The 22,633-nt window shown below is 47.7% G+C and carries 16 protein-coding genes and 1 other annotated feature; of the genes, 11 read left to right on the top strand and 5 right to left on the bottom strand.

Translation table 11 applies throughout. The features are described 5' to 3' along the window. The first annotated feature begins 464 nt into the window (after positions 1 to 464). The 5 genes from H8730_RS12915 (at position 465) to H8730_RS12935 (ending at position 8,317) form a co-directional block, all read left to right on the top strand. Positions 465 to 3,230 carry a YfhO family protein gene (locus H8730_RS12915; protein WP_249289896.1) on the top strand — a complete coding sequence of 922 codons (2,766 nt, stop codon included), beginning with the start codon at positions 465 to 467 and terminating at the stop codon, positions 3,228 to 3,230. A 12-nt stretch (positions 3,231 to 3,242) separates the two neighbouring features. Continuing rightward, positions 3,243 to 3,923: a response regulator transcription factor gene (locus H8730_RS12920; protein WP_249289897.1), complete on the top strand. Its 681-nt coding sequence runs from the start codon at positions 3,243 to 3,245 to the stop codon at positions 3,921 to 3,923. 27 nt (positions 3,924 to 3,950) lie between these two features. Next, entirely contained in the window at positions 3,951 to 4,949 is a 999-nt protein-coding gene (locus H8730_RS12925) for a sensor histidine kinase (protein ID WP_249289898.1), read from the top strand. 87 nt (positions 4,950 to 5,036) lie between these two features. Continuing rightward, positions 5,037 to 5,720, top strand: coding sequence for an ABC transporter ATP-binding protein (locus tag H8730_RS12930; RefSeq protein WP_249289899.1), 684 nt, complete (start codon positions 5,037 to 5,039; stop codon positions 5,718 to 5,720). Next, positions 5,717 to 8,317, top strand: a complete 2,601-nt coding sequence (locus H8730_RS12935) for an ABC transporter permease (protein WP_249289900.1) — start codon at positions 5,717 to 5,719, stop codon at positions 8,315 to 8,317. Before H8730_RS12930 ends, H8730_RS12935 begins: the two co-directional genes overlap by 4 nt. Positions 8,318 to 8,376: 59 nt before the next feature. On the opposite strand, the gene H8730_RS12940 is transcribed toward H8730_RS12935, so the two are convergent. Further along, positions 8,377 to 8,727 carry a helix-turn-helix domain-containing protein gene (locus H8730_RS12940; protein ID WP_249289901.1) on the bottom strand — a complete coding sequence of 117 codons (351 nt, stop codon included), beginning with the start codon at positions 8,725 to 8,727 and terminating at the stop codon, positions 8,377 to 8,379. A 33-nt stretch (positions 8,728 to 8,760) separates the two neighbouring features. Then, entirely contained in the window at positions 8,761 to 9,069 is a 309-nt protein-coding gene (locus H8730_RS12945; RefSeq protein ID WP_249289902.1) for a helix-turn-helix domain-containing protein, read from the bottom strand. Between the two features lie 328 nt (positions 9,070 to 9,397). After that, positions 9,398 to 9,616: a binding site (T-box leader), on the top strand. Positions 9,617 to 9,669: 53 nt separating this feature from the next. Between H8730_RS12945 and leuS the strand changes: the two genes are divergently transcribed. Both leuS and H8730_RS12955 read left to right on the top strand, forming a co-directional pair. After that, the gene (gene leuS, locus H8730_RS12950) at positions 9,670 to 12,078 is read left to right on the top strand and encodes a leucine--tRNA ligase (protein WP_249289903.1); all 2,409 of its coding nucleotides are present in this window, start codon (positions 9,670 to 9,672) and stop codon (positions 12,076 to 12,078) included. A 54-nt stretch (positions 12,079 to 12,132) separates the two neighbouring features. Further along, positions 12,133 to 13,659 (top strand): alpha-isopropylmalate synthase regulatory domain-containing protein, encoded by a 1,527-nt coding sequence (locus H8730_RS12955; protein WP_249289904.1) that lies wholly within the window; start codon positions 12,133 to 12,135, stop codon positions 13,657 to 13,659. Positions 13,660 to 14,111: 452 nt separating this feature from the next. Here the strand turns inward: H8730_RS12955 and H8730_RS17925 are convergent, their stop codons facing one another. From H8730_RS17925 to H8730_RS12970, 3 genes are all read right to left on the bottom strand, one after another. Next, on the bottom strand, positions 14,112 to 15,176 hold the full coding sequence (locus tag H8730_RS17925; RefSeq protein WP_249289905.1) for an ArsR family transcriptional regulator: 1,065 nt from the start codon (positions 15,174 to 15,176) through the stop codon (positions 14,112 to 14,114). Between the two features lie 120 nt (positions 15,177 to 15,296). Continuing rightward, the gene (locus H8730_RS12965; protein WP_249289906.1) at positions 15,297 to 16,367 is read right to left on the bottom strand and encodes a winged helix-turn-helix domain-containing protein; all 1,071 of its coding nucleotides are present in this window, start codon (positions 16,365 to 16,367) and stop codon (positions 15,297 to 15,299) included. Positions 16,368 to 16,545: 178 nt separating this feature from the next. Beyond that, positions 16,546 to 17,841 (bottom strand): threonine/serine exporter family protein, encoded by a 1,296-nt coding sequence (locus tag H8730_RS12970; RefSeq protein WP_177717043.1) that lies wholly within the window; start codon positions 17,839 to 17,841, stop codon positions 16,546 to 16,548. 155 nt (positions 17,842 to 17,996) lie between these two features. Here H8730_RS12970 and H8730_RS12975 point away from each other — a divergent pair, with 155 nt between their 5' ends. The 4 genes from H8730_RS12975 (at position 17,997) to H8730_RS12990 (ending at position 22,623) form a co-directional block, all read left to right on the top strand. Further along, entirely contained in the window at positions 17,997 to 19,235 is a 1,239-nt protein-coding gene (locus H8730_RS12975; protein WP_249289907.1) for a serine hydroxymethyltransferase, read from the top strand. Between the two features lie 275 nt (positions 19,236 to 19,510). Further along, a complete protein-coding gene (locus tag H8730_RS12980; RefSeq protein WP_177717039.1) occupies positions 19,511 to 20,767 on the top strand; it encodes a condensation domain-containing protein in 1,257 nt (418 codons plus the stop codon). 22 nt (positions 20,768 to 20,789) lie between these two features. After that, positions 20,790 to 21,887 (top strand): saccharopine dehydrogenase NADP-binding domain-containing protein, encoded by a 1,098-nt coding sequence (locus H8730_RS12985; RefSeq protein ID WP_249289908.1) that lies wholly within the window; start codon positions 20,790 to 20,792, stop codon positions 21,885 to 21,887. Then, positions 21,880 to 22,623 carry an SDR family NAD(P)-dependent oxidoreductase gene (locus H8730_RS12990; protein ID WP_177717036.1) on the top strand — a complete coding sequence of 248 codons (744 nt, stop codon included), beginning with the start codon at positions 21,880 to 21,882 and terminating at the stop codon, positions 22,621 to 22,623. Before H8730_RS12985 ends, H8730_RS12990 begins: the two co-directional genes overlap by 8 nt. Positions 22,624 to 22,633: the final 10 nt, after the last annotated feature.

Below are 22,633 nucleotides of genomic sequence, written 5' to 3' on the forward strand. Positions count from 1 at the left end.
TTCTCAGGGCAGCGCCCTGAGCCCTCGGAGAGCTTTTCGGAATCAATATCTGCAATTTTCAAGGTTCATTTGAGCCTGTTTTTTTCGGCTCAGTTTTTCATAGATTACTTGACACTACCACTTAGTATACGGACTGTAAAGCTAAATGAAAGTTGAAGACCCGTCAGCCCTTCCGGTACAATAGTTTCACCACAAAACCAAGTACCTCCAGAAAGAAGACGAGTCTTCATGGCAAAATTATACCAAGTACGCTGTCCTGAGTGCAACAACAAAATGGACGTCCACTGTGATGGAAAGACCAACACCCCGGCTTGCACCGCCCTTTGTCCATTCGGCGGCGTTTTGCAGTTTCCTTTTGTGTATCACTCCAAAAACTTTAAAAAAACGTAATAGTTTATTCAAAAGTTTTTTATGTTTTTGGCATATACTAGGAGCTGTATACTATTGTGACAGGAGATTCGAATGTGATACAAGATGGCCGTAACGCTGAGAGAAAAAGCTGCAAAGCTCCCGCAATCAGATTGGAATACATATTGGCCCCACTTGTTATACTGGGGCTCCTTTTTCTTGTCTATTTTCTCTTTGATCTGTATCCCTTTGGAGACAAGTCCGTAGCCTGGTGTGATATGCGCCAGCAGGTCATACCGCTTCTGATTCAATTTCGGGATGTTCTGCTGGGGGACGCGGACATGTTTTTAAACATGGAAAACGCAGGTGGAATGAATTTCTGGGGCGTCTTTTTCTTTTTTCTGTCCAGTCCCTTTACGTTTTTAACCGCGGTTGTGGATAAAGAGCAGATGTATGTCTTCGTCAATCTGATGGTGGCGTGGAAGATGATGTTGGCCGGGGTAACGGCTTCGATCTGCCTGGGCAGGCTGTTGAGAGGACTTTCCAAGGGGCAAAATATCGCCTTGTCAGTGATGTACGGCTGCTGTGGCTATGCGCTGCTGTACTATCAAAATATGATCTGGCTAGACGTCCTATATCTGTTTCCGCTCATGATTCTAGCGCTCGTCCATCTTGTCATGAAGGGGCGGTTCGGCTGGTATACAGTGATGTTGACCGCGTTTATGTTCGTCAACTATTATATCACCTATATGTTGGTGATCTTTATCATTCTGAGCTTCGGGACGTATATTTTTGCATTTTTTCCGGGAGATCGGGGGATGAAGCGCCAGCGGATTTTTGCGCTGGCGGTGGGAAGTATCTGGGCCCTTTTTCTGTCGGCTGCGGTGTGGCTTCCGGCGATCTTCCAATTTACAGTGTCGGCCAGAGGCGGCAATCTGGTAGACAGTTTGCAGTCAGGAGGGATCCTGACCCACATTGAGACGAAAATGGCGGTCCTGCTGGGGACCGCATTCCTGACCGTACCCGTGCTCTATCTGCTAAAAAAAGAATACCGCCGGGATAACGCGTACCGCTACCTCTGCGTGCTGCTTTTCCTTCTGTTTCTCCCGGTCTTTGTCAATCCCATCAACAAAATGTGGCATACGGGAAGTTATCAGGCCTTTCCGCTGCGGTTTGGATTTATCCTAATCTTTCTTGGGCTACTTCTTGGGGGGATTTTGATACAGTCCATCAATCTGGATCAACCAGCAGCCAAAAGCAAAGGCTGGGCGATCTTGATCCTCCTGGTCATGTTGGGGTTGTACGGCGGCGTTATCTATATGTTGTCGTCTCATGACTTTGACACGCTGACGCGCTACACGAAGAAATTGTGGGTTCCAGAGGATACGTATAAACTATTGCTATTTTTATTCGCCAGCGCCGCCGGCGTATATTTCCTCAGTACGTTTTTTTATAAAGAACGGTGGGTGACAAAGCGCATTTTCACGTGGATTTTGTTGCTCACCACCTGCCTGGAAAGCGGGGTCGGAATCAGTGTGTATATGGGGTCGGCGGCCAATGAAGAGCACAGCTATGAGATCCGTCTCGACTTAGCGGACCGTCTCGAAGAGGATACCTTTTACCGGGTCAAATATCTAGAAAAATATTTTGATGCGAATCTGCTGGGGGGACTTGGCTACAATACGCTGAATCACTATACATCCCTGACGAGCGAGCGCTATATGTCCTTAGCGAAGTTACTGGGATACTCCTCATACTGGATGGAGGTTACCTCCAATGGCGGGACGACTCTGACGGACGCCCTGTGGAGCAATCGGTATGTGATTGCCAAAGATGCCGCAGTAGACCCAGACTGGAACACCGTCTATTCCAACACGAATTATATAATCTACGAAAATCCCAGCGTCTTCCCTCTCGGCATTGTCTCCTCCTCCAACCTGGCCGAGATTTCAGAATTGCCGGGAAAGGACAGGGCCCTCAACCAACAATTTCTGGCGGACATTTTGTTTGGACCGGACAGTCTTGCCCTGCACCGGTACGAATGGACGTCCATCCAGAATCTCCAGTACGAGTATGGCGAGAACCGCCATTCTCTTCAGCGGATCAACCAGTCGATGGAATCCGCAATTCGCTATACCATACAGGTTGGAGCGAAAGAGACGTTGTATTTTGATTGCTTTGATAATGTGAGCACAGCGCTGAAAGAAAAGGTCTATTCCAGCGTATCCGTCTATGTGAACGGGGAGAAAAGGATCGATGCATACCCCAAGCAGAGCGCCAATGGGATTCTGGAGCTTGGAACTTTTGAGCAAGAGATTGTCACAGTGGAACTGGAAGTCTTGAAAGATGTTTCGGCGGAGTCTTTCGGCATTTTTGGCATTGAAACCGGCAGCCTGGAAGCGCTGGTCTCCAGCGCCAATACAGCACAGCTGGAAATCGAGGGGAACCGGATCACCGGAACCGCGCGCGGCACATCGGAGGGCGATTTCCTATTTCTCGCCATCCCCTATGAAAAAGGCTTCTCTGCAACGGTGAATGGGGTTGAAGTTGAGGCAATGGACACCCTGGGGGGCTTTCTAGCCATTCCGCTGCAAGAAGGGGAAAATCAGATATCCGTTCTGTATTGGCCCCGAGGAATCCGGGCAGGCCTCGTCCTGTCAGCGGTGTCGCTTGTAGCCTTTGCTGGATTTCGACTAAAAAAGTTCGTTTCGCCCACGGCGGTCGTTCCCACAGAACATCAAAGGGTGCCGCGCAGGAAGAAAAAAGTGCCAGTCCGCCGTGAGTTCGCGGAGAAATTTATGGGGGTAGCCTTTATTCTTATCTTTATCGGCGTCGCCGCAATCATTTACGTGATGCCGATGGTCATCTTTTTACTGCGGTAGAGGAGAGGTTGGATGGATACAATCTTATTGACAGAGGACGATCAGAGCATCGCCATGGGGCTGATCTATTCGTTGACACAGGAAAATTTCACGGTTCTCCACTGTAAAACGGTGGAGGAATCCTTGCAAGCTTTAACCGATACCACCGTTGCCCTTGCAATTTTGGATATTACCTTGCCCGATGGAAATGGGTACGATATCTGCCGGAAAATACGGGAAACCAGCGATATACCGGTGATTTTTCTGACAGCCTGTGACGAGGAGGTTAACGTTGTCATGGGATTGGATATGGGGGCGGATGATTATATCACAAAGCCATTTCGCATCCGTGAACTGATCTCGAGAATCAAAACCGTGTTGCGGCGGTATCATCAGCATGAGCACAGGGGGGCGGTATTAGAGTTGGGGGATCTCACCATTTTTCCGGAACAGGGAAAGGTCTTTCAGAACGGTCGCGAAGTGGTGCTCACGGTGCCAGAATACAGGTTGTTGCTGGCGCTTGTCAACAATAAGGGGCAGATTTTGACAAGAAGTCAGCTTTTAGAGGCCATCTGGGATGTGGATGGCGAATTTGTCAATGACAATACGCTCTCTGTCTGCATCAAACGGCTCCGAGAAAAAATTGAAGCGAATCCGGGAGAGCCCGCTCACATCCTCACTGTGAGAGGGTTGGGATATAAAGCTATATCATAGAGAGAAACCGAAAGGAATGATGAAGCAATGTGGATTGCCAGAAATCGGGAACTGATCCGCTTTTTCGCGCTGCTTGTCTTGATCACCGCTGCGGCGTCGGGCGCGGCGGCTTTTTTTGTCAGCGCCGCAGCTGGCATCGCGGTAGGGGGACTTGGCTTTATTCTGTTGCTCCTCTTTTTTCTGTTTTCCTACTACCGTTATGGGAAATTGCGGCAGTTGGCAGACTACCTTCGGGATATTCGCCAGGGCCAGTACCGCCTTGCAGTGCAGAACTATGAAGAGGGGGAGCTTAGCATCCTGCGAAGCGAGATCTATAAGGTCACCGTTCTGTTGGAGGAACAGGCTAAGACTTTGGAAAAAGAAAAGCAACAGCTTGCAGACTCCATGTCCGATATCTCCCACCAGCTAAAAACTCCGTTGACGTCCATGCTCATGATGACAGATCTATTGTGCGAACAGCCCATGGACGCTGCCACAGGCAAGACTTTTTTGCTCCAGATTCGGGAGCAGCTGGAGAGGATGCAGTGGTTAGTATCCTCTCTTTTAAAGTTAGCCAAGTTAGATGCGGGGGCCGTCACCCTAAAACGGGAACCTCTGACGGTCTTTCCCCTGATCCATAAGGCGGTTGCGCCCTTGCTCGTCATGATGGAGGACAAAGGCCTGTCTCTCGAAATTTTAGGACAGGACGACGCGTGGATTGTGGCGGATGATCATTGGACTATCGAGGCCCTGACCAATATCATAAAAAATTGCATTGAACATACGAAAGTGGGCGGCTTAAAAATCAGAGCCGTGCAAACGAATCTCTATACCCAGATTCAGATTGAGGATACAGGGGAGGGCATCGCGAAGGCCGATCTTCCCCATATTTTTAAGCGCTTTTATAAGGGGAAAAATGCGGATGAAAATAGCGTAGGAATTGGGCTTGCCATGGCGTACAGCATCATCCGTGAACAGATGGGGGATATAGCGGTCGTGAGTCAAGAGGGAAGAGGGACTCAGTTTACAATCCGTTTCTACCGCTAAGTGACAGAATTGTCACATTCCAGGTCACGTCCGTGTCACGTAGCGTCTGTATACTGAAAGCATCAAAGGATACGGAAGGGAGATAGTATGGAGATCTTACGGGTTGAGCATTTATCAAAGGTATATGGAAAAGGAGATACGCAGGTTAGGGCGCTGGACGGCGTCTCATTTTCAGTGAAAAAGGGAGAGTTTATCGCAATCGTGGGACCTTCTGGGTCTGGAAAATCGACCTTACTTCACATTCTAGGTGGTGTCGATCGCCCCACAAGCGGTCGGGTCTGGATCGACAATACGGATATTTATTCTCTCAATGAAACGAAGCTGGCGATCTTCAGACGGCGTCAGATCGGGCTAATCTATCAGTTTTATAACCTGATTCCCGTTTTGAACGTGGAAGAGAATATTACGCTGCCCCTATTGCTGGATGGCCGCACCGTTGACAGTGCTCATCTGGATGAGATTCTGAGGACTCTGAATTTAAACGATCGGAAGGGACATCTTCCAAACCAGCTTTCCGGCGGACAACAGCAGAGAGCCTCCATCGGCAGAGCTTTGATCAACAACCCGGCCTTGATTTTGGCGGATGAACCCACTGGAAATCTGGATCGGAAGAATGGAGAAGAAATTCTTGAACTATTAAAATATTCCAACAAACGGTTTAACCAGACGTTGATTATGATCACGCATGATGAGAGTATGGCACTGCAGGCGGAGCGCATGATTTTTGTAGAAGATGGACATATCATTCGGGACGAGGTGACAAAGCGATGAATGTCATGAGCAAAATCACCCTTTATAACCTTCGCCGCAACAAGAAACGAACCGTTGTGACCGTGATCGGCGTCATTTTGTCCGCCGCCATGATTACAGCCGTGGCCACCCTCTGCGAAAGCTTTGTCAACACCATGCTGACAGAATCACAGCAGCGGTACGGATATTGGGAGGCGGAGCTGAAGGAAGGGGAGTATGGGCGCGCCGAGAGCTTAGAGGAGCGCTCTGACCTGGAGGAAGTGCTCTATAAGAGATCCGTTGGGTTCTCGCCCCTTAGAGATGGACAAAATGAGTACAAACCTTACTTGTATGTGGAGGAGTGTACCCCTCAGGCATTGGCGCGGTATCCTTACCGCATCTTGGAGGGCCGGCTGCCAGAAAATGATCAAGAACTGTTGATTTCAAACCACCTTATCAGCGACGGAGGCGTTGCGTGGAAGGTCGGAGACACGGTTACCCTACCGCTAGGCCAGCGAGAGCGGAGCGGGGAGCGCCTGACCAATGAGGATGGCTTCTACAAGGATTACCCGGAAGTCTGGACACAGGAGCAGGAGCGGACGTATACCATTGTTGGTATAATGGCACGCCCAGGATCTGAGAATATCATGTCGCCAGGTTACACCGCTGTCAGCTATCTGGATATGGGAACTGTACAGGAGCAAGACATGATGAATGTAGGACTAATCTTTAAAAATCCAACGCGAACCTTGTTTTCCACCTGTGATGAATTAAAACAGGATCTCGGTTTTCTTAAGCTGACGACCAATGACGATGTGCTTCGCTATATGGGACTGAATTCTAGAGACGGATTTTACTCTGTGCTGTATGGAATGGCCACAATTTTATTCGCATTGATCATCATCGGCTCCATCTCTCTGATCTACAATGCATTTGCCATTTCTGTCAGCGAGCGCTCGAAGCAATTTGGTATGCTAAAGAGTGTCGGCGCCACACAGAAACAGGTGTTGCGGACAGTCCTCTTTGAAGGGCTTGTGATCAGTGGAATAGGCGTTCCGCTCGGGATTTTAGCCGGGATCGCGGGGATTGCCGTCACACTTCATCTTTTAGCGCCCTTCATGTCGTCAATATTGAAATACGTAGATGCCATCCATTTACATGTATCGGTACAGGCGGTCGTTCTCGCGGCGGTGCTGGGCATTGCAACCGTTTTGATCTCCGCTGTAATACCGGCTCGCCGGGCGGCTCGAATGTCAGCCATTGAAGCCATCCGGCAGGTTAAGGATGTCTCAATAAAGGGAAAACAGGTTCAGACATCCCGATTGTCCAGACGGATCTTTGGGATGGAAGGCGTGCTCGCGCTTAAAAACTTAAAACGGAGCCGAAAAAAATACCGAACTACGATTTTTTCCCTATTCATCAGCATCGTACTCTTTATTGGCGTCTCCACCTTCACAGAATATATGAAATCATCCACGCAGGTTGTATACTCTGTCGATAATTACAAATTGAGCTTGCACCTTTCCAGCTCGAAGGAGACGGAGCAGGTTCGGAATATGTCGGAAAAATTAGGAGAGATTCAAGGTATCGATCGCTGGTCACTTGTTCGAAATATGTACGTATTTGCCGAAATCCCGAAGGCCTCCATTTCAACAAAATATCTCCAGAACTCTGGGCCATTGGAGGGGGAGAATCCTGATTTTCTTCAGATCAGCATCCCCGTCGTCTCCGTGGGTGATGCGGAATTTGAGCGGTTTGCCGGGGAGCTTGGCCTGGATCCCCTGGAGTATGAGGATCTACAGAATCCGAAAGCGATTCTGCTGAACGAACAACTCCTGTTTCCTGAAAATGAAACGCCTGGACTGTACGAATTTCTTGCGACCCTGCCCTCCTCACCTGTTACCCTGCAGGAGGACGGCATAGAAGGAGAGTCCACATCAGCCGAGGCATCGATCACCATCGGAACCAAAACGGAAACGGCGCCCACAGGTGTCTCGTCTCAGAGGATAGCCATGGTAGTCTCTGACATTATATTCGATGCATATTTACAGAAGCAGTTTCCGTCGGAGGAGTCAACCGGTTCCCGCTTATATATTAATACGGTGGAGGAAAATCCAGCTAGCGTGATCCCATCTGTCCAGGACTTGATCAATCAGTATTTGCCGGTGGGAAGGGCGGACGAATTGTATAACCGCTATGAAGTGGACCAGAGCAATCGAAATCTACTGATTATGATCTCGGTTTTTTCCTATGGATTTATTGCCTTGATCACGCTGATCTCGGTGGCCAATATTTTCAATACAATCTCCACCAACATGAATTTGCGGCGCCGTGAATTTGCGATGCTGCGCTCGGTGGGCATGACGCCGAAAAGCTTTAACCGCATGATCTATTTTGAGAGCCTTTTCTACGGACTCAAAGCACTGCTGTACGGATTGCCGGCGGCGCTGTTGCTCAGTGTCCTAATGGCGATGTCCATCGCTTCCGGCATAACGGGGATCGGAGTGTTGATTCCGTGGGCCCATGTCGGCATCTGTATCGCAGGTGTTCTGCTTATTGTATTCGTCACCATGATGTATTCCATGGCAAAAATAAAAAAAGAAAACATTATGGATGGCCTCCGGGTAGAGGCGCTATAGGGCGCCAAAGAAAAATCCCCCTCTGTGCAGCGCAGAGGGGGATACCCGCGAGAAAAAATTCACTTTTGGATCCGATGTTGTTCTCGCAATAGAGAATCCATATGATCGATGGCTTGAATCATAAAAGTCTGGTACTCCGGCGGAAACGATTGGAGTTTGAGCAGCGCACTCTGAAGCTGATAGTCAGACTGCATATCGCTGGCGGGTGAACTGAGCAGTAGGCCGAGATCTTCCCCCACAGCGCTTGCGATTTTTGCCAAGGTGGAGACGCTTGCATGACTTTGTCCGTTCTCAAGCCTTGAAATAAAGGACCAAGAAACGCCGGACCTTTCCGCCAAGGCTTTCTGCGTCATATGTTTTTTTACTCGGAGTTGCTTCACCCGCATCCCAATTTCCGATGGTTCTGTCATAGATTTCCTCCTAAAATCCTGGTATCCCTGTAATTATTGTTTCATGCGTTTGATAATATATTGTATATGAGAAAGATCATCATTGGATAAGTTCTTTAAATCGTCTACAATTTGATGAAGAAGTTGCGGATTTTTAGTGTCCATTTCGAAAAACTCTGATGGTGTAATTTCAAAATAATCACAGATTTTTAGAAATGAATCCATGGATGGAAGCGCTTTCCCAGATGAGATTCCTTGGATATATGTACGATTCTGTCCCAGGTCCAGACTCATTTGATATTCAGAAACTCCTTTTGAAATCCTTAATTCTGTAATTCGCTCGCGGATTATCTGTCCTTCCATATATGATCACCTCGTTAAGATTATATCCTAAATTTGCCATTAATGATACGGATTTATTGCTTGATCAATGGTAAATTTGAAGGAATGATTCCGCATTAAGTTTAAATTAACTTATCACAAACGATTGGTTTGAAGAATTAAGGATAAAGTTTAAAACTTTTTGTGGAAGAACATATTGTTTGACAAACGCATTGTTGCTCAACAATTTTTGGTCGTGAATTTCCGTTGTCGCGCACGCAGCCCCATAGCGGGGATTTTAAAATTTTCTATCGGTTCTCAAAAAGGAGCTTGCTTTTTTTCGTGACCTCTGATAAAATAAAAGAATCGTAGAATAGTTTAGAAAAGGAGTAGTACGGTACGATTCGTTTTCAGAGAGTTGCCGGCGGGTGCGAGGCAATAGCGACTTGTATTGGAACTCGCCTTGGAGCTGTGGAGGTCAACGCCGGAAGGTCAGTAGTCCCCATCGGGCCTGCCCGTTATAGCAGTGAGAGATGAAAGACCGTCTGGACTTTCGAGTAGAGTGGTACCGCGAGCCGTCGCCTCTATGTGGAGGGGGCGTTTTTTTGTCTTACAGGAAATTCTGAAAAGGAGTGAAGGAAAGTGAAGTCATATGATCACAAGGCGATCGAAAGGAAATGGCAGGGGATCTGGGAGCAAGAGGGGGCTTTTCACGCATCCGATGACAAATCCCAGCCCAAGTTTTATGCGCTGATTGAATTTCCCTACCCATCAGGGCAGGGATTGCATGTCGGTCACCCGAGGCCGTACACGGCGTTGGACATCGTCGCGCGCAAACGCCGGATGCAGGGGTACAATGTACTCTTTCCCATTGGTTGGGATGCATTTGGCCTGCCGACGGAGAACTATGCCATTAAAAACAAGATCCACCCCAAGATTGTAACAGAGAACAATATCGCAAGATTTAAAGCACAGCTCCAGTCACTGGGACTTTCTTTCGATTGGTCTCGGGAGATCAATACCACAGATCCATCGTACTATAAATGGACACAGTGGATTTTTTTGAAGCTTTTTGAGAAAGGATTGGCCTATAAAAAAGAGATGGCCATCAACTGGTGTACATCCTGTAAAGTCGGCCTTGCCAACGAAGAGGTTGTGGGCGGCGTATGCGAGCGCTGTGGTGGGAAAGTTGAACGCCGTATGAAAACCCAGTGGATGCTGAAAATTACGGAGTATGCGCAGCGCCTCATAGATGATTTGGACGATTTGGACTACATTGAAAGAGTCAAAATTCAACAGAAAAATTGGATCGGCCGCTCCGAAGGGGCAGAGGTTGATTTTACGGTGGGTGATAAAAAGCTGCGCATATACACAACCCGTCCAGATACGTTGTTCGGCGCCACCTATATGGTGATGTCGCCTGAGCATCCATATCTTGAGGACTGGAAAGAACAGCTGGAGAATTATGATGAAGTGGTGGCCTATCGGGAGTATGCCAATTCAAAATCTGATTTTGAGAGAACGGAGCTTGCGAAAGAAAAGACCGGAGTTGAGTTGAAAGGAATTCGGGCGATCAATCCGGTCAACGGGCAGTCAATCCCCATCTGGATTTCCGACTATGTTCTGATGAGCTATGGCACAGGCGCGATTATGGCGGTTCCAGCCCACGATACGCGAGACTGGGAATTCGCTAAGAAATTCGGCCTTCCCATTATAGAAGTCGTATCCGGAGGAGAGGTGGAAAAGGAAGCCTTCACGGATATTGCCAATGGCGTCATGGTCAATTCCGGCTTCTTAGATGGAATGCAGGTGAAAGAGGCGAAGAACGCCATCATCGCCTATCTGGAAGAGAAGGGACTCGGGGAGAGAAAGGTCAACTACAAGCTACGGGACTGGGTTTTCTCCAGACAGCGGTATTGGGGGGAGCCGATTCCTCTGGTCTACTGCGAACACTGTGGCAAGTGGGTCCCACTGCCGGAGAGCGAGCTGCCGCTCATGTTGCCGGAGGTTGACAGTTATGAGCCGGGGCCCAACGGTGAATCGCCGTTGGCCAGCATGGAGGAGTGGGTCAACACCACATGTCCTGTCTGCGGTGGACCGGCTAAGCGGGAAACGGACACGATGCCACAATGGGCGGGATCGTCCTGGTATTTTTTGCGCTACATGGACCCGCACAATGATGAATGCTTGGCCAGCAAAGAGAATCTAGAGTATTGGAGTCCGGTGGACTGGTATAACGGAGGCATGGAGCATACGACGCTGCATCTGCTGTATTCCCGGTTCTGGCATAAATTCCTGTATGACATTGGCGTGGTTTCCACGCCGGAGCCATACCAGAAACGGACATCCCACGGAATGATTCTAGGGGAAAACAATGAGAAGATGTCCAAATCCCGTGGAAACGTGGTCAACCCCGATGACATTGTGGAGGAGTTCGGGGCGGACACCATGCGGCTGTATGAGATGTTCATTGGCGACTTTGAGAAAGCGGTCCCGTGGTCACAGAACGGCGTGAAAGGCTGCCGGCGGTTTTTGGAGCGAGTTTGGAAGCTCCAGGACATGGTGTCAGAGGAAGATGACTATACAAAAGAGCTAGAGATTGCCATGCACCGAACGATCAAGAAGGTTAGCCAGGATGACGAAACTCTAAAGTTTAACACGGCCATCGCTGCGCTAATGGCGCTCTTAAACGACTTTTACAGTGCTGGTAAAGTATCGAGAGCTGAGCTTCGAGACTTTTTGATTTTGTTGAATCCGGCTGCGCCCCACATAACGGAAGAGATGTGGGAAAATTGCGGATTTGAAGGACGGATTTATCAGCAGGAATGGCCTCGGTACGATGAGAATAAAACCATAGAGGATACCATTGAAATCGGTGTGCAGATCAATGGTAAGGCGAAGGGAACAGTCAAGATTGCAAAAAATGCGGCCCAGGAGGAAGCCATCGCAGCGGCGAAGGCGGATGAGAAAATTGGATCATTCCTTCAGGGCAAAACCGTGGTCAAAGAGATCTACGTGCCAGGACGGATCATCAATCTGGTAGTGCGGTAGAAGGCCGGGAGGGCACCGTCCCTCCTTTTCTATTTGGAAGGGAGACAAAACGATATGAATCCAATATATGTTTGGGATACGACGCTCAGAGACGGGTTACAGGTTCCCGGCGTTGGACTGACGAGGGAGGACAAAATCGAACTGGCGCGCAGAATAAAAGGATTGGGCGCGGACTATATGGAGATTGGATATCCTGCGGTGTCTGACAAAGCGGTGAGCGAGATCAAAGCCATTGTGGAAGCCATCGGACAGCAGGAGGACTCTCCGATTTTGACGGTCTACGCGCAGCCGGTGAGGGAAGAGCTGGAGAAAGCCTACGAGAGCCTGGAGGGAGCAAGGCATAAAATGCTTCACGTGGTGGTCGGCGCGTCGGCGCAGCAGATGGAACAAAAACTCAAAATGACAAAGGAGCAGGTTTTGTTCCAGGGAATGGAGGCGCTGGCCTATGCCAAGTCCCTCACGGAGATGGTGCAGTACACCATTGAGGATGCGGGAAGAGCGGATGAGGAGTTTGTCCTGCAAATGGCGGAGGCCGCGGCGAGAGAAGGCGCCACGGTCATCAATCTGACGGATACTGTCGGAGCTGCCGTCCCGGAAGTATATGGGGCCCTTTTTGCCAAGGTTCGCCGGCGCCTGGACACCGTCGATCCGGCTATCCTTTTGAGCACACACTGCCACAATGACATGGGCCTCGCCGTGGCCAATACCCTCAGCGCTGTGAAGAACGGCGCTGGAAAAGTGGAATGTACCGTAAACGGAATCGGGGAGAGAGCAGGTCTGGCCGCGCTGGAGGAAGTGGCTGTGGCCCTTCGGTATCATCAGGAGTACTATCAGGGGGAGACGCGAATTAAGATGAACAGCATCCCCAAGGTGTCCCAGTTTGTCAGCTATGTAACGGGTTTATCCGTGCAAGTCAATAAAGCGATCATTGGCGCCAACGCCTTTGTCCATTCCCAGGGAATGCATCAAAAAAATGCCAGCGCCTATGAGGCATTTTCTCCGGTGGAGTACGGCGTCCACAAGCAGGATGTGGTGATTAACGCAGAAAATGCAACCCCGGCGTTGCTGCGCGATGTTCTGGAAAATATTCTGGACTATCACTGCAATGATGAGGGAGAATTCCGGCAGATCGACTCCAAGCTTAAGCTGTTGATTCAGAAAAAAAAGCAGGTTTATCTGCACGATCTGTATTTTCTTTTGCAGCGAAATCACTATGTACAGAAGGACGAGTCCATTGTATATGAACTCAAAAATTTTAAGGTTATCTCCAGCGATGAGTTCCCCTCCGCGTGGATCCGGATTCGAAAGGGTTCAGAAACGATAGAAGAGAATTCCTATGGAGATGGCCCCATCGATGCGCTGTACACGGCCATCAAGAATGCGGTGCAGATGGATTTTCATCTTCTAGAGTATAAGATCAGCAGCGTTTCAAAGGGAAAAGAGGCTCTGGGGCGGGTTTCGGTGCTATTGGAATATGAGGGCGAGCAGTATTACGCCCATTCGACCGATACCGATACGATCAAAGCCAGCGCCATCGCGCTGCTCAATGGAATCAACAATTGTATCCTATCACGCCTGTAACGCAAGTGTCAGGCGGATCATGGATTGACACAGGTGAGCTTGTTTGGATAGCAAAAAATAGATAGAACGAAAGGGGCTGTTTGGAAATAGATAGTCCCAAACAGGTGCCGGTGGGACTCACATGAGCCATACCGGTACCTGAAAAATTTCTCTAAAAAGAAAAAAGATGGCTGACACCACCACCTTTTCTCCCGTTCCATGTTATAATGGAACTATGCTTACCAATGATTATTATAACGACTTTTTTGAGATTGGACAACAAAAATTAACTTCAGTATCTTCGAATTGAGGCCTGCCGCCGGTGGAGGCTATCGAGGAAATTAAGGAAGAAGCGTAATAGGGCGCTTATAATCGGGACAAAATGGGAATCCTCGAACGAGTCGATTCCCACCTTGTCCCGAATTTAAAAGTAAGAGAATTTTTCGTCAAGCAGCGAAAACAGAATGCAAATATCACAATGCTTTATCAGAATCAAGAATCGCTTGATCTAAAAACTCATCAAGGGTAGCTTTTGCGTACCGCAGATATGTCGAATTTAAAGTATAATAAATCTCTGGACCAGATTTGCGTGACCTAACAATGACAAGTTCATTCAATAAATCCTGTACATAGCGTGAAATAGAGGTTCGCGCAAGATGCAGACGGCGGGCTAGCTGAGATATGGTTAAATCTCGTTTTCGAAGTTCATTTACAATCTCAACTTTGACCGGATGACCTAAGGCAATCATGACGGATTGCATAGTGACATGGGGTTGATTGAGCGCGAGGGAAAACACCCTAGACCAATCGACGCCAAGGATAAAAATATATTTTTTGTCGATGCAGAAGTCTGCAACGATATATTGGTTAAGATAACATACACTATATACCTGTTTTTCGAGCTGAACTTCGTGGCTGTCATCAGACTTTAGCCGTCTTTTTTTGACTAGAAGTTGGATGTCATTTACCATAAATTTTTGGAGAGTCTCCACCGTTTCTGCTTTATGTTTGGAGTGATATGTTTGGATGAAAGGAGTAAGCTGGCGCAAGAATTCTATAGCGATATCGACTAATTTACTGAAATGATAAAATAGATCTGTATAATATGTAATATCTACTTTTTTACTGAGAATCGTGGCTGCCTTTAAGACAGTTTCGCCTTCACATAAACACAATTTTTGTAATCCTTTATCATCAAAATCATTGCCGAAATAATACATCATAATAAATTTTTTAAATTTGGATTTATCAAGAAGATTGGAATAAAAACTATCTACTGTATCATTAAAATAGTCAAAGTATTTGTCAAAGTAGGCAGTCATAGGACAACATCTGCGACCATCATAATAAAACAAAGGGAATAAACAGTTAGGTGGATCTGGTACTCGCGTCGTCGCTCTAAGACTGTCATAATGGAATAGTTGTATATGCTCATCAATATTAATTACGGGATCCGCAATTAAGGTTTTTCTATTAAAATAGGTAACGCAATAGAAAAAAGCATCATATATTATCCCAACAGATTCGTTTATATTCACGTTATCCACTCCAATCCACATAATGTATTTTAAGATTACCACGAATATGTAAATGATGTAAGAATACTAACAAATTAATATACTCTCAGATCGTAGTAGAATGATTTATCCCACTCGATCTTATTCTATGTTAGCACACAGTTCAAACAAGATGGTATCGACATAATTTATAAAAGCAGATTTGGATTGAATAAAATATTCCGGGTTCAAGCGCAAATAAATATCGGCGCCCACCTTTTTGACTCTGACAATGGCCACTTCCTCAACCAGATCCTCCACATATCGACCGATGGACGAGCGAGATAAATGCAACTTTCTTGACAACTGTGAAATTGTCATTTCCTTCTTACTCAGTTCGCGTATTATTTCAAGCTTGGTGTCATTGCCATAGGACTTGATCACGGAATATATGGTTATATATCGGTAATTAACTATCTGAGACAGAAGTGAGCAACAATCGTATCCCAAAAGAAATGCATGCTTATTTTTATCTGCACTTCTTTGTCGTACAATTAGATATTTATTAAGTAAGCTCACAGAATAGGTCTGGGATTCAAAATGGACGAGATCATCCATTCTATCAGGACAACATTTCCTGACCATTGCTTGATTATCTTCCGAAATAAAATCTTGAACAACTTGAATCTTATTTTTTTGTGTGCTATGAAAGGCTTCAATAAACGGCTTCAACTGGTTGAGATACGTGACTAAACTATTGATGACTTCGTTAAAATGGTAAAACATATAGGTAAACTGTTCGATATCGATTCGCTTGCTAAGGAGAGCTAATGCCTTGCCAATACTTTCACCGTCGCGTCGCAGAACCTCATCAAGGGACAGCTGTTCGAGAAAATCCGATAAATAATAGGAATACACAAATCGTTTAAACGATGCCTTATCGGACAGCTTAGCAAGGAAAGAATCTATGGTATCATGAAAGAAATCAAAGGCATCTTGGAAAAATTCACTCATTACACATGGTTTATCATTATAAAAACAAAAAAAGGGAAAAAACTGAGGTGGGGGATCTAGATGATTTCTCGCTCTCCTAAGCGTATCATAATTTATAAAAAATGCTTCTCGGTCATAATTAAGGCCAGGATATTTAAGTTCTAGGGACTTTCTATTGAAATAGATGAGATTGTAATAGATCATATCATAGAAAATACCAACGGATTCATTTATATGCAATATTACCCGCTCCAATCCACACAATATGTCTTAAGATTACCACAAACATGTGAATGATGCAAGAGAATTTACAAATTTTCTAGTAAATGGGAAAACGAAAAGCACAGTGGCAACATACGAAGAGATTTGAAAGTAAAAAATGATTGATAAGGGCAATGCGCTAAAGAATGGAATTAAACTATTTTGTACTTCGCCTTCGAATTTGCCGCCAAATCTGTCCAAAAGAATAATGAATTGCGATTCCGACGGCGAGGATCGCTGCAATTTCCATGGTCTCGATAAAAATCCGCCCGCCCCTTGCGTATTCACCGCCAAAGATATAGAACATGGTTCGATACATTCCCGCGCCAGGGACAAGGGGAATAATGCCGGGGGCGAGAAAAACTGTGATGGGAGCTTTTTTAAGGCGGGCTAGATGGCCGGTTAGAATGCTAAGGCCTAAAACAGCAATGAAATTGGCCATCAGGGGACTGAAACCTTGTTGAAGCATGACCGCATACAAGAACCAGGAACAAGCGCCGGCGATTCCACAGCAGATTAAATGGGTCCGGCTTGCGTTAAAGAGGATGGAAAATCCAAGAGAGGCGCCGAAAGCGCAGACGGTCTGAAATAGAATGTCAGGGGAAACCGGCCATTCCCAACCAAAGGAGAACCAATGGACCACTTCAGCCGGCGCCATGGGGGAGAGGGGGGTAAAGGCATAGAAGTGGAGGATGAGGCTGACACCGGCGGCGATGGAAACGGCAGTCAAAGCCGCCTCAACGCCCTGGGCAACGCCGGACAGATAATCGCCATTGAGGGTATCCCGAACGGCATTGGTAATGGCAATTCCGGGAACTAAGGGCATGAGAGCGCCGATGATAATGGGGTCCAGATATTCGCCTAGCCCTAGGGTATACACGAGCAAAACGCCGGAAAATCCAATGAGTACGGAGGAGGCAAAATCTTTCATAAATCGGGGAATCTTGAGGTGGCCAAGGGCCAAAACGAGCAGGCCCAGAAGAACGCCTGTCACACAGGAACTAGCAAAATCCCGGGGACTTCCATTGAACAGGATGGTAAAGAATCCACAGACAAGGCTGTATGTCAGGAGAAGGAGAGGCCAGGGGTACGCGGAGAGGGACTTCAAGCCCGCCAAGGCTGTTTTAGCCTCCTCCAAGCTGAGAGCGCCGGATACCAGTTTTCGGGATATATCATTGGCGACGGAGATCTTGTTGAGATTGGTGGTGTGGGTATAAACACGGCGAACGGTAGTCAGAGGTTGGTCCAGGGCCGGATCTTCTAAAGTCACGAAAATTCCCGTTATTGTGACAAAGGCTTCCGTGCGGGCAAAGCCAGAGATGGACAGAATCCTTGTGATGGTATCTTCCACGCGGTACGTCTCCGCGCCATTTTGTAACATGATCTCACCGGCTAACAGGGCGATATCATGGATCAGCCGGTATTGAACCTGAGTGGGGGATGGGGTCGTCATAATCGGTTTTCCTCGCCAGTTCTAGATAATATCAAAGCAGTATTATTATATGATAGAATAAAACGAAATGCAACTTAAAAATGCAAGGGATTCCGCCGTTGCCAAGTTGCGGAATCTATGCTATAATGGTGGAAAACTAATTGGAGGAAAGCAGAATGTATGAGTTTGAGGAAATTCTGAAAGTTGATCCCGAAGTAGCGGCGTCCATGCAGTCGGAGATCGGCCGTCAGAATCATAAGATTGAATTGATTGCATCTGAAAATTTTGTATCCAAAGCCGTTATGGCGGCGATGGGATCGCCCCTTACGAATAAATATGCGGAGGGATACCCGGGAAAGCGCTACTATGGCGGCTGTGAGTTTGTTGATCAGACAGAGCGTCTCGCCATCGCCCGCGCAAAGGAGCTTTTTGGCGCTGATCACGCCAATGTACAGCCGCATTCGGGCTCCCAGGCGAATTTTGCCGTATACTTTGCCTTTTTGAAGCCCGGCGATACGATTCTGGGCATGAGCTTAGCTCACGGAGGACATTTGACTCACGGGAGCCCGGTCAACGTCTCAGGTTCCCAGTATCATATTGTGAGCTATGGCGTCAGCGAGGAGACGGGCGTGATCGACTACGAGGAGGTTCGCCGGATTGCCCTGGAGGCGAAGCCGAAAATGATCGTCGCAGGCGCCAGCGCGTATTCCCGTACATTGAATTTTGCAAAGTTCCGCGAGATCGCCGATGAAGTTGGCGCGTATCTCATGGTGGATATGGCACATATCGCAGGCCTGGTGGCGGCGGGGCTGCATCCCAATCCGGTTCCCTACGCTGACGTTGTGACGACGACGACCCATAAAACCCTTCGAGGACCCCGAGGTGGCATGATTTTGTGTAAGGAAGAGTACGCGAAAACCATTGATAAGGCAATTTTCCCTGGCATACAGGGCGGTCCCCTGTGCCACGTTGTCGCGGCGAAGGCTGTCAGCTTCAAAGAAGCGCTGCAACCGGAATTTAAAGAGTATCAGCAGCAGGTGGTCAAGAACGCTAAGATGCTGGCCCAGAGCCTGTTAGACCGCGGATTTGACATCGTGTCGGGGGGCACGGACAACCACTTGATGCTTGTGGATCTGCGAAAGAAGAATATAACCGGCAAGGCGGCGGAAAAGGCATTGGATGAGGTGGGCGTAACCTGCAATAAAAACGCGATCCCCTTTGATCCTGAGAAGCCCTTTGTCACCAGCGGGATTCGTCTCGGGACACCGGCCGTGACGACCCGGGGAATGAAAGAGGATGAGATGGTCACCATAGCGGAGATCATTGACCTGGCCATCAGCGATTTTGAAGCGAATCAAGAGCGGTGTAGGGGTATGGTGGCGGAGTTGCTGTCAAGGTTTCCTCTGTACGAATAAGTAGTCTGTGAGACTCGGGAATGCCATTCCTATCCAAGGCAGCGCGCAAGCGGCGGATGGGGGTGGCATTTTATTGCTTGCTGCGCTGCACAGAAAATAATATAAATATGGATTGACAATTTCTGGTACGTGTGGTAATATAGGAGATGTTTTTGGTTAGCTACTACTAACTACGGCGAGGGGATATGATTCTGTCTTTGACAGAGGGGATAGTTTCGCACGTGGTTAGTCATGACTTACCGAGACATAAATCTACATCCAACTGGAGGAATACAATGGACAGGCAAACGAAGAGGCTCCCAATACTTGACAAGCAGAAGAAGATTGTCATCATGACAGATGGAATCGATAATTGCATGAATACTACGGTTGCGCTGCGGATAAAAGGCAAGCTGGACTTTTGCCGCCTGGAAAAGGCAATCCAAAAGGTCATAGATGAAAACGACGCCTTGCGATTTGTTTTTCACGTTGAGGAAAACGGTGAGGTTTATCAGCAAGTTTTAGATAAATATCAGTATACATTGGATGTGAGAAACGCCGAGGGCTCGACGGCGGAAGAAAAAGAGAGGTCGGTACTTCTCCAGGCAAGAGCCATCATGGATGGACACCAAAAATTTGACGGAGGTGTCATGCATCAATTTGTGCTATTCGATTTGCAAGAACAAGATTACATACTCTTTGCGTGCATTAATCACATTATTACGGACGGAGTATCGAACACAATCGCCATGTATAGTATAATCGCTGCCTACAATGGCTTGGAGACACCTCATACTGGCGCTTCGTACCTTGATTTTATTGTGGAAGAAAATCGTTTTATAGAGTCTGAGGAGGGGAAGGCGCAGATCGAATACTGGCAGGAGGAGAGCCGAGGGTATAGCGAGGATTTTATCAAGTTTCCCGTGGAAAACCGCAAGAAATCCGCCCTTAAACTCTTTTTTATGACAGAGTTGAAGCCCATTCGGGAGTTCGCAAGAGCAAATAAAATCAGTGTATCGACTGTCAACGTGTTTTTATGTCATGCAGCAATCTCTGGCGCTTTTGGAGTTGGTGATACGGCTGTTCGTATCGGGGATGCAAACAGAACGAAGGTTTACCGCCAAACCATGGGCTTTTTTGCAACGGTGGCGCTGCACCGGCTGACTTTTACCCCCCAGATGACGCTGCGGGAGGCGTTTGCGATTTCGAACAACAAATATGCTGAAAATATGAAGAATGCCCATCTAGGGAATTTTGCCACTCCGACTTTGTTTACCTTTTCCTATCTGAATTATAATCAGGGTAATGCGAAGATGCCAATGGGAGAAGCCGTGGCTGAACCATATATCGGGATTCATGAATCTAAGATCTGGGATTCGGTCGTTCTGGTTGTCGCAGAGACAGAGGAGAACTTGATTTACAAAATCGGGTGCGATGAAGATGCGTTTCCACCGCAAATTCTGGAAAAAATGCATCGCTCCTTTGCGCTTGCAGTGCAGTGCCTTACAGAACAGGATATGACCTTTGAAGAGTTTTGGAAGGCGCTTGCTTAGGTGTTTTATATAGGAGAGTATGATGGAAGAGTGGATTGGTATACTTGGCTGCGGTGGATCTGTGGGCCGTCATGCCACGGAAAAGCTTCTCAAAGCCGGATATTGGATACTGGGGGGGCAGAGAAGAGAACCTCACCGTTTCAGCGAATATGAAAAGTTCAGTTTCCTTCAGGTCGATGTGGCGGATCGGGACAGTCTGTGTGCTTTTTGCAGACGCTGTCGTATGGTTATCAATTGTGTGAGCCCATCGTTTCTATATGGTGGGTTGATCGCAAGAATCGCCGCCGAAGCTGGCGCTACATACCTTGATCTGACGGATGCTACCGCCGCCGAGGATGCTCTTTCTGAAAAGGGAACCTATATTGTTGCCAGCGGCTATGTGCCAGGACTGTCCGCCTTTCTTCCGAAAGCTTTGTGCAAGCTTGAATTTGACAGCGTCAGCCAGCTTGTTATGTATCAGGGCGGAACGGAGCGGTGCTCTGAAGCGGCCTTTGCGGATATAGCACTAAGTGCAAGGGATTCCGCATATGGGGATACATGGTATCACAAAGGCAAACTCCATCCCTGCCGGATTAAGGCGACAAAACGATATAAGCTGCCCGGCTTTCCCAATGAGGTTCTGCTAAAAGCCAATGTTAGCAAAGAGCTATTACGGATGCTTGCTGCCAGTGGAATTGATACCCTGTACTGGGTTAATGCATTTGACGAGTTTGCTCAGCTGAAGGTTTTGATGGAAGCAGTCGGGTGTACGATTAACTGCGGCGAGGAGGAGGCGACGGGCAAAATAAAAGAAGTATTTCGCTCCTACTGCGCCTCCGCTCCTGTGCAGCCGTGCTATTGTGTTTTGGGAATGGAATTAGAAGGCACAAAATCCGGGCGAAAAAAAATCCTCCGCTGTGAATTGCATCTCCGTGATTCTGCGAGAATATGTGGGTATGTTTTAGCGGAGACAGCCATGGAGGTCCTCACACAAAAAATCAGTCCGGGGCTGTATTTTGCTTATGAAATCCTGAATGAGCGCTATCTATCAGCTCTTGAAAAGGAATTGCAGGTTGGGGAATCTCTGTCTATCTATGAGATAACAGAACACACTATGTTTAGCGGAGGACGATTTGAATAAAAATGTAATGATAACAGGCGCGAATGGAGATATAGGGAGGGCGTCAGCACGGCGCTTTGCGCGCGAAGGCTGGAATGTCTGCCTCTGTGGGCATAGGGAAAGCAGCCTTTACAGTCTGAAGGAATTTGCAGAGGAGCTTTCAGAGAGCTACGGGATCAGAGCTCTAGCCATCTGTGGGGATGTATCGGTCAAAAGGGACTGCGAAGCGATGGTCGCGGCAGCGTTAGAACACGCAGGAACGCTAGATGCGCTAGTCAATAATGCGGGAACGATTGCGTATAGTCTTATGATTAGAACCCGCCAGGAGGATTACAAAAGAGTTCAGTCCTGCAATCAGGAGGGCGTTTTCTATATGATGCAGGCGGCCGGCCAAATTATGAAAAAGCAGATGGGCGGAAGCATTGTCAATGTTTCGTCCATTGCCGGGATCAAGGGCTGCGCCGGTGCGACAGCCTATGCCGCTTCAAAGGGGGCGGTGAACGCCATGACGAAGAGCGCCGCCGTGGAGCTTGCCCCGTACCATGTACGCGTCAACGCTGTTGCTCCAGGCATGATCGAGGGAGGATTAAGCGATATCATGGGCAGCGAGCAAAAGCAGCGAGCCTCCCAGTCCATTGCACTGAAACGTTTTGGGCTTCCCCAAGAGGTTGCAGAGGGAATCTACTTTCTCGCTTCAGAGGCAGCGTCCTATATAACCGGTTCGATTTTAAGAATAGACGGCGGTCTACTAGAGTGATTTGGCTGTC

Origin of the sequence: Bianquea renquensis (assembly GCF_014384895.1) — a bacterium.
Taxonomy (GTDB): domain Bacteria; phylum Bacillota; class Clostridia; order Lachnospirales; family Bianqueaceae; genus Bianquea; species Bianquea renquensis.

What these genes read in the sequence shown, in the direction of transcription:
- H8730_RS12920 (WP_249289897.1), top strand. Translation starts at nt 3,243, where the DNA reads ATGGATACAATCTTATTGACAGAGGACGATCAGAGCATCGCCATGGGG.
- H8730_RS12925 (WP_249289898.1), top strand. Translation starts at nt 3,951, where the DNA reads ATGTGGATTGCCAGAAATCGGGAACTGATCCGCTTTTTCGCGCTGCTT.
- H8730_RS12930 (WP_249289899.1), top strand. Translation starts at nt 5,037, where the DNA reads ATGGAGATCTTACGGGTTGAGCATTTATCAAAGGTATATGGAAAAGGA.
- H8730_RS12935 (WP_249289900.1), top strand. Translation starts at nt 5,717, where the DNA reads ATGAATGTCATGAGCAAAATCACCCTTTATAACCTTCGCCGCAACAAG.
- H8730_RS12940 (WP_249289901.1), bottom strand. Translation starts at nt 8,727, where the DNA reads ATGACAGAACCATCGGAAATTGGGATGCGGGTGAAGCAACTCCGAGTA.
- H8730_RS12945 (WP_249289902.1), bottom strand. Translation starts at nt 9,069, where the DNA reads ATGGAAGGACAGATAATCCGCGAGCGAATTACAGAATTAAGGATTTCA.
- H8730_RS12955 (WP_249289904.1), top strand. Translation starts at nt 12,133, where the DNA reads ATGAATCCAATATATGTTTGGGATACGACGCTCAGAGACGGGTTACAG.
- H8730_RS12970 (WP_177717043.1), bottom strand. Translation starts at nt 17,841, where the DNA reads ATGACGACCCCATCCCCCACTCAGGTTCAATACCGGCTGATCCATGAT.
- H8730_RS12975 (WP_249289907.1), top strand. Translation starts at nt 17,997, where the DNA reads ATGTATGAGTTTGAGGAAATTCTGAAAGTTGATCCCGAAGTAGCGGCG.
- H8730_RS12980 (WP_177717039.1), top strand. Translation starts at nt 19,511, where the DNA reads ATGGACAGGCAAACGAAGAGGCTCCCAATACTTGACAAGCAGAAGAAG.
- H8730_RS12985 (WP_249289908.1), top strand. Translation starts at nt 20,790, where the DNA reads ATGGAAGAGTGGATTGGTATACTTGGCTGCGGTGGATCTGTGGGCCGT.